This is a genomic window from Bacillus cereus group sp. BceL220, from assembly GCF_051776965.1.
In the GTDB taxonomy this organism is placed as follows: Bacteria; Bacillota; Bacilli; order Bacillales; family Bacillaceae_G; genus Bacillus_A; species Bacillus_A cereus.
Genome location: NZ_JBPWBC010000066.1, coordinates 1 through 324 on the forward strand (window position 1 = coordinate 1; position 324 = coordinate 324).

The following is a 324-nucleotide window of genomic DNA, read 5'->3' on the forward strand; positions in this document are numbered from 1 at the left end:
TCGGCGGTTCGATCCCGTCATCCTCCACCATTTAGCCGACTTAGCTCAATTGGTAGAGCAACTGACTTGTAATCAGTAGGTTGGGGGTTCAAGTCCTCTAGTCGGCACCAGAAAATCATGGCGGTTGTGGCGAAGTGGTTAACGCACCGGATTGTGGCTCCGGCATTCGTGGGTTCGATTCCCATCAGTCGCCCCATTTTTTCTTAAAATATTAATATGCGGGTGTGGCGGAATTGGCAGACGCACTAGACTTAGGATCTAGCGCCTTTGGCGTGGGGGTTCGACTCCCTTCACCCGCACTTTTAATAAAATATCTCAAACATG

The 324-nt window shown here is 50.0% G+C and carries 3 tRNA genes; all 3 read left to right on the forward strand.

Annotated features, from left to right (window positions below):
- Positions 1 to 34 precede the first annotated feature (34 nt).
- The 3 genes from ACS2FK_RS30555 to ACS2FK_RS30565 all read left to right on the forward strand — a co-directional run bounded on the left by ACS2FK_RS30555 (position 35) and on the right by ACS2FK_RS30565 (position 299).
- Positions 35 to 110, forward strand: a tRNA-Thr gene (locus ACS2FK_RS30555).
- Between the two features lie 10 nt (positions 111 to 120).
- Positions 121 to 196 (forward strand) — tRNA-His (locus ACS2FK_RS30560).
- Positions 197 to 218: 22 nt separating this feature from the next.
- Positions 219 to 299, forward strand: a tRNA-Leu gene (locus ACS2FK_RS30565).
- Positions 300 to 324: the final 25 nt, after the last annotated feature.